The sequence below is a fragment of the Nostoc sp. C052 genome, assembly GCF_013393905.1.
Taxonomy (GTDB): domain Bacteria; phylum Cyanobacteriota; class Cyanobacteriia; order Cyanobacteriales; family Nostocaceae; genus Nostoc.
Window position 1 is genome coordinate 6135630 of sequence record NZ_CP040272.1, and the last position, 9371, is coordinate 6145000.

Here is a 9371-nt window from a genome sequence, read left to right on the forward strand (position 1 = left end):
ACGGCTACATTCGTATAAATCTAGCTATTGCTAGATGTTGTAATTCTCTCAAACGCTATAATCTACATCTGTTGCACCGAGAGATTAACTTGTGGATGTCATATTAGAACGATCGCACCAATTAAAACAAGCCTTAGTTGATTTTGTCTTTGATGCTGAGGGGGAACTAGCACAAGCACTAGAAACTTATGCAGCTATACAGTCGCGCCGGGGAAGTGGGGATAGTACGCAGCAGGATTTAATCATCGATAGCTTTCTGACAGATGGGAAAGTCGGTGATAAGTCTCCATTAGACTTGTTTATCGAAAGCCATCCAGATTTAGAAGAAAGCGATCGCAGCCTGATCAATAGCTGGCATCATAGTTTTATTGGCTTATTTGCCATAACGAATATTTTACCTGATGGCTTTGAATTGACGAACTGGTTGACAGATAAACACTACATCGTCAAGCCAAACAATACTCAAACATTACAGGCAATATCTCGCTTGAAAGCAGGAGAAATCTTGCTAACTCGTATTTCTCCTGTCACCGATAGCTATTGGATGTTTTCTGGCCCCTACACAATCATGGGTAAATTAGGTAAACCAAAACTTGCTGTAGCAATTGGCAATTTCAAAGAAAACTATAAAAGTAATCTTTACAGCGATGCTCCCGACTTGTTAGAAGAAGCTTGGCAGTCAGTAGCACAATATCATCAGCAGTTTGTGGACTTTTTTGGCACTGACGAAATCACACTATCTGGATACCATCTTAATAAAAAAATAGCGGAATTTCAAGAAGTAATTACTGAAAAAACTTTTGCCGCCGCAGGAATTGATACTTCTAAATCTCTGGCTGAAGTAGCAGAAGCAGCAGGCATTGGAGACGAGGAAATCAAAGCAGCAGCAGAAGAATTTGGTGCTGATTCTAGCGTAGTTTCTCAGATGTTTAACAGCAAAAGTGGCAATAGCAAAATGGTGATGCCAAAGGTTGATTTACCTGCTGACCTCAAGAAAGCAGAACAGGTAACGGCTCTTTCTCATCCACGTTGGGGACAAATGTTTTTACCAACATATAGTAAGATACAAGCAATTTTAGCCGCAGAGGATTGGCAAAGTGTTCAAGGGGCGGAAAAACTAGTTCGTTACTACCTGGAAGATAAAAGTATTAATGCTTTTATCTGGCATCGATTAGCGCAACAGTATCCAACTCAATTAGAAAATGTGTTACAAAAGTTTTTGCAACGTCCAGAGTTTCACCTTGAAAGTGACTTGGATACACTTTTGCAAGAATTTCACAAACCCATTGAGCCAGAGTTACCAGATATTGCCAGTGTACCCATACATTTGCATAACTTATTTCAGGAAGCTTTAGGAGAAGTTAACAAATCGAAGCCAAAGGCTAAGGGACAACAAAAGCCAGCAAAGGGTTTTCAACGAGGTTAGTAAATAGACATTTCCGAAAAAGAATTTAGAGACGTAGTATTGCTGCGTCTCTAAAATGTATAATTAAGAACAGTATTGCTTGCCATAATTAAATTCAGGTAATGTATTTGGAAATACACTCTTTATAATCCATATCAACAAAAGAATCTATGCATGAAATTAAACCTTGGACTACTACCTTAGTAGTCATAGTATATATGATTGCAACTTCAATAGGCGTTTACAGTTTGGAATGGTTCTTAAACAGTATTTGTGTTGTAAATACAATGCCTACTATTAGTAAGCATTGTAAGTCTCTGCCATAACTAGTAGAGCTTTATTTGCTGAGTTTTTACCTACCTAATTACCCATCATTCATTACCGAGGTTCAGCCTGAGTTGAAACTGTTAAGACTTGTGGTGGTGTGGCATCTGGTGGATAGAGAAAGTCTACTTCTACTAAAGAGCGATCGCCAGCTTTTATATTTAATAAAACTAATGGTTCCCCTGGTTGACCTCTCTTTTGCACTAAATGCACAAACTGAGTTTGCTGCTGATTTTGGCTATCTTTGTAACGTACCCGCACCGTTCCCCGAAAAAATACTTGAGGGGCTGGTGTACTAAGAAAGCGTAACCCCGGTTTTCCCAATTGATCCTCTTTGAGTGGCGTTTGTATCGACACACTAACAGTTTGAGGACTTTGAGTATTGTTGTATAGCGGCAACTTCAGATTATATTGAATTCCATAATTGCCATGAGCGCGATATGCGGTGTCAGGATAGCGCACCAGCATAGTAGCACTTTGAATTTGACCAGTTCCTAAGGTACCGCCATGTAGGGTACTCAGAGCGTAAGAAAACACTTGACCAGGCTGAGGAATGGTTAGATACCTAGCTTTAGGATTATCTACTAATAAGGCTCTCCATCGCGAACCACCAGCCACTCCAGCTACACGCCCATAAATTCTTGGCTTATCACTTCCTTCTAAGGGAGTGGGGGCTTTATCCCGTGGCCCAGCCAAATCACCATTATCTAGTAAATTTTGCCACTCTTCTAAGGTAGGCGATCGCTCACTGCCATCAGGATTCACCCGTGCAAACATGGCGAGGCTAGCTGCATAGACATTGCCATTACTTTGTAGTCGCATCAATGTAGACCGACCATTGAGGGGCGGTGTCAATCCCTGCACCGGAATTGGCAAATTTAGTAACATCCGACTTTTCCCTGGTGGAATCTCAATTTGAGCAGGGAAAATTTCTTGTCGCACTCCCCGAAGCACATCAGACATAACGCGATCGCCTGGACCCGCAAAAACTTTACCTAAAAGATTTTGGCTAAAAGATGGTAACGGAATAAATGGTGCATCCGGTTGACTCAAATAACTCGCCGCCTGCCAAATATTCACCTTTACCGATTCTGAACCAGGGTTATGCAAAATTATCCCTAAATAGAGCGCTCGCAAATTATCTGCTGGTTCAGCTTTCGTAATGTGGTGAGCAAAAATATCAAATCGTCCTCGAAAGGGAAAATTCAGATGTGCCGTTGGCACTTTTTTGCCATCGGGTGGAAAAGTGGAAAGTAAAATTCCTTCTTTCAAAACCAATTCTGGACTATTGCTGTTAAACGTTGGCACTGCATCCAATTGACCTGGTAAAGGTCGTACTTCTTGTGGTTGTACAACTTCTTCAGGTGGTGGTGTAGCAGGAGTTAATTGAGCAATGGGAAAAATTAGTAGCAATGGCAACATATACTTAGATATTTCTTTCACCATACAGACATTAACAACTTGATGAAAGTGCCAGTTTGTTAATAATTAATACGAAATCGGCAAGAATCCCCCTCAAATTTTCTTGATTGAGAACCGGAACGTGGACAAAAATACAACGTGCTGTGAGTTTATTTTGGCTTAAGTAATCCAACACTGAATAGTAAAGACCTTCACAAACAAATTTACCGCAGTCGTAGCTAATCTCAATTGCTGTGGCTCCCGCCACTAATTTTTCTAAATCAACTTCTGTCTGCAAAACAATTTCTCCATAGCTAGCAACGGCTTCCACACTTAATTGTGTACGGCTTGCAGCCATGCCACAACAGATAATGTAATCAGGTTGGATTGCATTGATTTTTTCCATTACCTGAGTACTGGCAAGTTGCACATCTACGGGTAACTGGCGTAAAAAAGTTAAGTCATGCGGTATCAGATCGAGTTTGGTAACTTCAAGTAATAAATCATCAGAAGAATTTGACTGTTGATCCTTTAGCCAAATATCAAAAGAAGTTAATAGAATTCTTTTCTTCATAACAAATATTATTTAGAATAGAAAAACCCTCCATAATAAATTTACAAGGAGCAGGTAAATGCCAGTGATTGCGGTCGTAGATTACGAGATGGGAAATTTGCACTCAGTCTGTAAAGGCTTGGAAAAAGCTGGGGCAACTCCTAATGTTACTTATTCTTCAAAGGAATTAGAGCAGGCAGATGCTATAGTCCTACCAGGAGTGGGAGCATTTGATCCAGCAGTGCAACACCTGCGATCGCGTGGTTTAGAACAACCTATTAAAGAAGCGATCGCATCTGGTAAACCTTTTTTGGGAATTTGTTTAGGATTGCAAATTCTCTTTGAATCAAGTGCAGAAGGTACTCAACCAGGACTAGGAATTATTAAAGGAAAAGTGAGGCGGTTTCGCTCAGAACCCGACATTACTATTCCTCACATGGGTTGGAATCAGCTGGAAGTGACTCAACCAAAAAGTATTTTGTGGGAGCATTTACCATCCGATCCTTGGGTGTATTTTGTCCATTCCTACTATGTTGACCCAATAGACCCCCTAATCCGTGCAGCAACCGTCACTCACGGTACTCAAACCGTCACAGCTGCGATCGCCCATGAAAACCTGATGGCAGTCCAATTTCACCCCGAAAAATCCTCCAATATCGGATTGCAAATCCTGTCTAATTTCGTTGCTCAAGTCCGCGAAAAAATTCCTGCCTAAATTCTTTTTGTCATTTGTTCTTTGTCTTTTGTCTACAATTGATGACCAATGACTAATGACTAATAACCAATGAGTTTGAGAATTTACGGCAATCGCCAGCTAAAAACTTTACCAGGGAAAGAAACTAGACCCACTAGTGCGCGGGTAAGAGAGGCAGTATTTAATATTTGGCAGGGAGAAGTCGCAGGTTGTCGCTGGCTAGATTTATGCGCTGGTACTGGCTCAATGGGTGCAGAGGCTTTGTGTAGAGGAGCCAGCCTAGTAATGGGAATAGAACAATCGAGCCGAGCCTGTGCCACCATCCAAGAAAATTGGCAACAGATAGCTAATACCGACCAAGAATTTCGGGTATTACGGGGAGATATTACCCAGCAGTTAAAGACTTTATCAGGCAAGCAATTCGATAGAATTTACTTTGATCCACCTTATGCCAGTGGATTGTACCAACCAGTATTAGAAGCGATCGCTCACCATCAACTTTTAGATCCTAGCGGCGAAATCGCAGTTGAACACGCCTCACAAGGTTGGAAACCGCCAGAGATTCCCGCTTGGGAAATTTGCCGCCAGAAAGTTTACGGCAACACATCACTTACTTTCTACAGAATTCGGAGTGAGGGATTAGGGGCGGATAAAGCAGATGAGGAACAATATAACTCCTAACCCCTAACTCCTAACTCAGCACTCCCTTATCCTCCCAACTGATTGGGGCGCTTGTATTGCCTATAGGCAGCGTAAAACAGTCCGGCAAGGGTGACGAAAACTAGACCAAGGACAATACCTGATAGCAGGGGTTCAACCACTGGAAATCTCCTCTTTGTAATGATTAAATATTCGTTGCTTGCTTTTGATTTTACCAAATTTCGTATGAATCCTGCGCTCTACAGCCTTTTTAACGCGCAACTACCCAATTGCCTACAAGAAAATAGTCTTCTGTGCTTGCAGACACAATCAAGAACTTTTAAGCTATGTGTAGGAAATGAAAACTTTTTAGCACACTTAGACTTTCACAGCAAACCTTTTGGATAACCAGATTACCAAACCTGAAATATTGATTCAGCGGATCGTTTTATTGATGCTGGCCACACTGCTAGCAGTCCCTTTAGGCTTTTTTGGTGTTCAGTTAGTTCAAGCCTCCGATCCATACGTCAAGAGTGTTCTATCCTTAACAGGAAACTCAATTCAAGGACACGCGATCTTTCAAATTAACTGCGCTGGTTGTCATGGCTTGGAAGCAGACGGGCGAGTGGGCCCCAGCTTGCAAGGTGTTTCCAAGCACAAGTCTCGGTATGGACTGATTCATCAAGTGATCAGTGGCGAAACACCGCCAATGCCAAAATTCCAACCTAGTGCCCAAGAAATGGCGGATCTTCTGAACTATTTAGAGTCGTTGTAGACCTGAGAATTTTTGGTTGCTGCATACACAAACGGAAAAAGCAGAATAGGTTGTGTTGTCTTTTTCTATCTCTAACAACTTTTAATAGACCCAGGACTTAAGGCTTGTCATTAGCCACATTTTTTTACAACTGGCGATCGCTTTCAAAGCAGATTACATAACCCTGATTATTGCGTGAATATTCTCAATAAAAATTAATAAATGAGAATCATGCTTAAACTTTAAAACCCAAATTTCATCAGCCTTCTAAGAGATGCGGGTAATGACAAGAGGTTTAAGCAGCATATTTGCGTAGAATCTTTGATAAAAACTCACATAAACTGTATATTTTTAAGTATGTTAGCAAGTAACTATTTAATTATTGTGAAAGTGAGGTTAGCATAACTAACTCGTTAAGATTAAGGCAAAAGCTCTTAATAAATGGGCTATGGTATAGCTTCTTTAACAAACTAGATATTCTTAAGATGCCTGAAAGCTAATGACTGAAGCGATCCAAATTGGTAATCGTACAATCGCAGCTAGTGAATTGATTTCCTTGCTGGCAAGTTACCAAATGCTGCCACAGTTGCAGCGTGAATTGATCATCGATGAGGCAATAGAGCAAAACTCACACCTTGCGAAAGTAGCAATAGAGTGTACACCTGAGGAAATAGCCCAAGCTAAACAGCAGTTTTACGCTGAAAAACAGTTCAAAAATGAAGAAGATATCCAGGCTTGGATGGCACATCAAGGGCTGACTTCCGATCAACTAGAAGTCATTACCACTCGTAAGCTGAAAATTGAAAAATTCAAGCAAGCTACCTGGGGTAACAAACTAGAATCTTACTTTTTTCAGTCCAAGGCAAAACTGGATAAAGTAATTTATTCCCTATTGCGAACCCAGGATGTGGGAATTGCCCAAGAACTCTACTTCAGGATTCAGGCAAAAGAAAACTCTTTTGCCGACTTGGCGCGGGAATACTCACTCGGCCCAGAAGCCCAAACTGGCGGTTTAGTTGGCCCGATTGAACTGAATGCACTACATCCTGTAATGGTACAAATGCTCTCTAGCAGTCAACCAGGTCAGATATTGCCCCCTACACGCATCGCTGAATGGTTTGTGATTTTGCGGCTGGAAAAATTTATTCCCGCACAACTGGATGAATTTATGAAAGTGCGACTTCTAAATGAACTTTTTGAAACCTGGCTACAAGAACAGCAAAAGCAAATCATGTCTGCACCACAACAGGAGGTAAACAGGGGACGACAGGGAGAAAGCGATAAACCTTTAATTTAAGTATGGAAGTCACCTTGTATGCTGTTTGCCTTCAACATCAAAAGCGAACTTTTGATGTTGTTCATATAGTAGGTGGAATTCCTCGCTCATGCGTTTTTACAGCAGTTTGCATTCAAACTAGCCACAATAAAAACTACCTACCTTCTTGGCACTCTTGACCACCAGATAACTCACTCAACATCTCATCAATAGCACCAGGTAAAGACTTTTGAGAATTTGTATAAGAGAACTCCACAAAAACAATGATCCAATAGCTATGCCGATTTAGTAAAAATTTCCACAAACCATTTTTTGAGATGGGGAAGACGGTGAATCTGTGCTTCAACTTTCTCCATAGCTTCTTGTGAGTGTAACTCCTGTGGAATAAACTTTTTCAACCAATGTTACAACTGGATTTTTTCCCTTAAAAGTAAGGGTTTTAGCAAAACTGAGTACCGTGTCAACAGTATCAAGCAAACTACCATTCCAATGCTGCTCTAACCAACCAAAGCAACGTTCTACAGGATTATATTTGCTGTGATAGGGGGGATAATAAGCAAGTTGCAACGTTAGCTGGAATGAGGTGGCAAAGTCTACAATGCGTTTCATAAACTGGGTGCGGCGGGAATGATTTTCCGGTCCATTATCCTGATTAATCACCAGTTTTTGAATGTGAGAAAATCGATGTTTAACGCTTTGCCACCAGCTTTCAAGTAAGTCAACTATGCAATCAGCAGTCAATTTTGAAGAAACGAAGAATAAAAATAACTCGTTGTACTCAGGTAGAAAAATCCCATAAGGAATCAGAGTCGTTTCTGGAGCAAAGTCATGGTCTAGTGAGATTGTGGGTACGCGAGTTTTACCCTTACGGTCAAACTCTCCAACTTTTACTGCAACCTTTGCATCAATAGAAATACGTAAGGTATTAGGATCATTATCAGCTTCGGTGTTAATTTGCTCAACTTGTTCAAAAATAGCTTCTGTTTCTGGAATCTTCTTGGCTGGCTTGGCTTTGAGAACTCGTTTTAAGCAATATCCCAAGTCATTCAATCGCCGCCGAATTGTCTCTGGTGATGGCAGTTCTTCGTCACTGTAACCAAATTTTTCTATCAGTTGCCGACGTACCTCTGCTGAGGTCATGCGGGTGTATAGACGTGTACTCTTAAAACTTGGGTCGGTTTGACTTTGGCCATCTACTAACGATTTAATATCCGCCAGTAAGTTGGGTAATTTTGCTTCAACTCGTTTGCGTCCACTAGCAAAGAAACCATCAATGATAGGTTGACCACTCTCTAACTCCTGTATTCCTTTACGGATTGTGCGTCTATTCCATCCCAACTCTCGTTCTACCAAGGTCTGTCCGCCAATTCCCAAGCTTTTTACAACTTCTGCCATGAACTGTCTTCGGTCGCTTCCTTTTAGTTTTTTGGCTGTTTTAATGTAAAGAGATTTTAGATTCTCCGTAAGTTCAATTAGAGATTTTGGTGACATCAGCTAGCTTGCACACTGAAAATTATATTCCTTTTATCATAGGATCAATCATTCTGTGGAGTTCTCTAAGTCCAATTTAAAAAATATCTACTGACATAATCAGTGTTTTTCTACCATTGCTTGTAGTCGCTTAGGTGCATATACATTGAGAGTTTAGATGAATTAAGAGCAATTATCCGTCAACGTCTTGACCAATTAACTACATCAATTGTTGCTTCTATTACAGGTTATGGATTTATTGTAGATGCTTTATTTGTATGAACGTCCATCAAGAATAGACTTCCTTAAATCCCAAAGTTCTTGAGTCATAGCGATTTATCCAATACTAAATTCAGGAAAAACAAAAGCCCCAAGCTTTAATTAGAGCGTGGGGCTTTTTGTAAAAAATAAACCTGGCATCGAGCTATTTTTGCGTAGGGCTACCCCTAAACTATCGTGGCCGCAGCAGCGTTTCACCTCTGAGTTCGGGAAGGGTTCAGTGTGGTTCCACCGCGCAATAGACACCAGGAAAACTTGTTGGGTCAGAAACCCTGAAGACTGCAAGTAACGCGAATTAAACCAAAAGAGTGATGAGGTCAAGCCCTCGGTCTGTTAGCACGGCTCGGCTACATACATTGCTGCACTTCCACCTACCGCCTAAGAACGGGTGTTCTGCCCGTGACCTTACCCACTTAAAGTGGTGAGAGCACTCATCTTGAGGTGGGCTTCCCACTTAGATGCTTTCAGCGGTTATCCGCTCCGCACTTGGCTACCCAGCGTTTACCGTTGGCACGATAACTGGTACACCAGCGGTGCGTTCCTCCCGGTCCTCTCGTACTAAGGAGGACTCCTCTC

Annotated in this window: 9 protein-coding genes and 2 rRNA genes (1 of these 11 only partly in view); 5 read left to right on the plus strand and 6 right to left on the minus strand. The window is 41.3% G+C overall.

Annotation, left to right across the window (positions count from 1 at the left end):
- Positions 1-91: 91 nt before the first annotated feature.
- Complete coding sequence (locus tag FD723_RS25330; protein ID WP_179067829.1) at positions 92-1426, plus strand: hypothetical protein; 1335 nt, start codon at positions 92-94, stop codon at positions 1424-1426.
- A 357-nt stretch (positions 1427-1783) separates the two neighbouring features.
- On the opposite strand, the gene FD723_RS25335 is transcribed toward FD723_RS25330, so the two are convergent.
- Together FD723_RS25335 and FD723_RS25340 are read right to left on the minus strand one after the other, a co-directional pair.
- Positions 1784-3151 (minus strand): DUF3370 domain-containing protein, encoded by a 1368-nt coding sequence (locus FD723_RS25335; protein ID WP_179067830.1) that lies wholly within the window; start codon positions 3149-3151, stop codon positions 1784-1786.
- A gap of 31 nt (positions 3152-3182) precedes the next feature.
- The gene (locus FD723_RS25340) at positions 3183-3704 is read right to left on the minus strand and encodes a peptidase C15 (protein ID WP_179067831.1); all 522 of its coding nucleotides are present in this window, start codon (positions 3702-3704) and stop codon (positions 3183-3185) included.
- Between the two features lie 58 nt (positions 3705-3762).
- On the opposite strand from FD723_RS25340, the gene hisH reads away from it, so the two are divergent.
- Positions 3763-4398 carry an imidazole glycerol phosphate synthase subunit HisH gene (gene hisH, locus FD723_RS25345; protein ID WP_179067832.1) on the plus strand — a complete coding sequence of 212 codons (636 nt, stop codon included), beginning with the start codon at positions 3763-3765 and terminating at the stop codon, positions 4396-4398.
- A gap of 69 nt (positions 4399-4467) precedes the next feature.
- Positions 4468-5058: a 16S rRNA (guanine(966)-N(2))-methyltransferase RsmD gene (rsmD, locus tag FD723_RS25350; protein ID WP_179067833.1), complete on the plus strand. Its 591-nt coding sequence runs from the start codon at positions 4468-4470 to the stop codon at positions 5056-5058.
- Positions 5059-5084: 26 nt separating this feature from the next.
- On the opposite strand, the gene petG is transcribed toward rsmD, so the two are convergent.
- Positions 5085-5198 (minus strand): cytochrome b6-f complex subunit V, encoded by a 114-nt coding sequence (gene petG, locus FD723_RS25355; RefSeq protein WP_179067834.1) that lies wholly within the window; start codon positions 5196-5198, stop codon positions 5085-5087.
- A 218-nt stretch (positions 5199-5416) separates the two neighbouring features.
- Between petG and FD723_RS25360 the strand changes: the two genes are divergently transcribed.
- Both FD723_RS25360 and FD723_RS25365 read left to right on the plus strand, forming a co-directional pair.
- Positions 5417-5791, plus strand: coding sequence for a cytochrome c (locus FD723_RS25360; RefSeq protein WP_179067835.1), 375 nt, complete (start codon positions 5417-5419; stop codon positions 5789-5791).
- 478 nt (positions 5792-6269) lie between these two features.
- On the plus strand, positions 6270-7067 hold the full coding sequence (locus FD723_RS25365; protein WP_179067836.1) for a peptidylprolyl isomerase: 798 nt from the start codon (positions 6270-6272) through the stop codon (positions 7065-7067).
- A gap of 254 nt (positions 7068-7321) precedes the next feature.
- Here FD723_RS25365 and FD723_RS25370 read toward each other — a convergent pair.
- The 3 genes from FD723_RS25370 to FD723_RS25380 all read right to left on the minus strand — a co-directional run.
- Positions 7322-8519 (minus strand): ISAzo13 family transposase gene (locus FD723_RS25370; protein ID WP_256875227.1). Its coding sequence is split into 2 segments (ribosomal slippage): positions 7322-7406 and positions 7405-8519, totalling 1200 coding nucleotides; the frame shifts between segments, so codons are not numbered across the junction.
- A 408-nt stretch (positions 8520-8927) separates the two neighbouring features.
- Positions 8928-9045: ribosomal RNA gene (gene rrf / locus FD723_RS25375) — 5S ribosomal RNA — on the minus strand.
- A 63-nt stretch (positions 9046-9108) separates the two neighbouring features.
- Positions 9109-9371: ribosomal RNA gene (locus FD723_RS25380) — 23S ribosomal RNA — on the minus strand; it runs 2627 nt beyond the window's last position.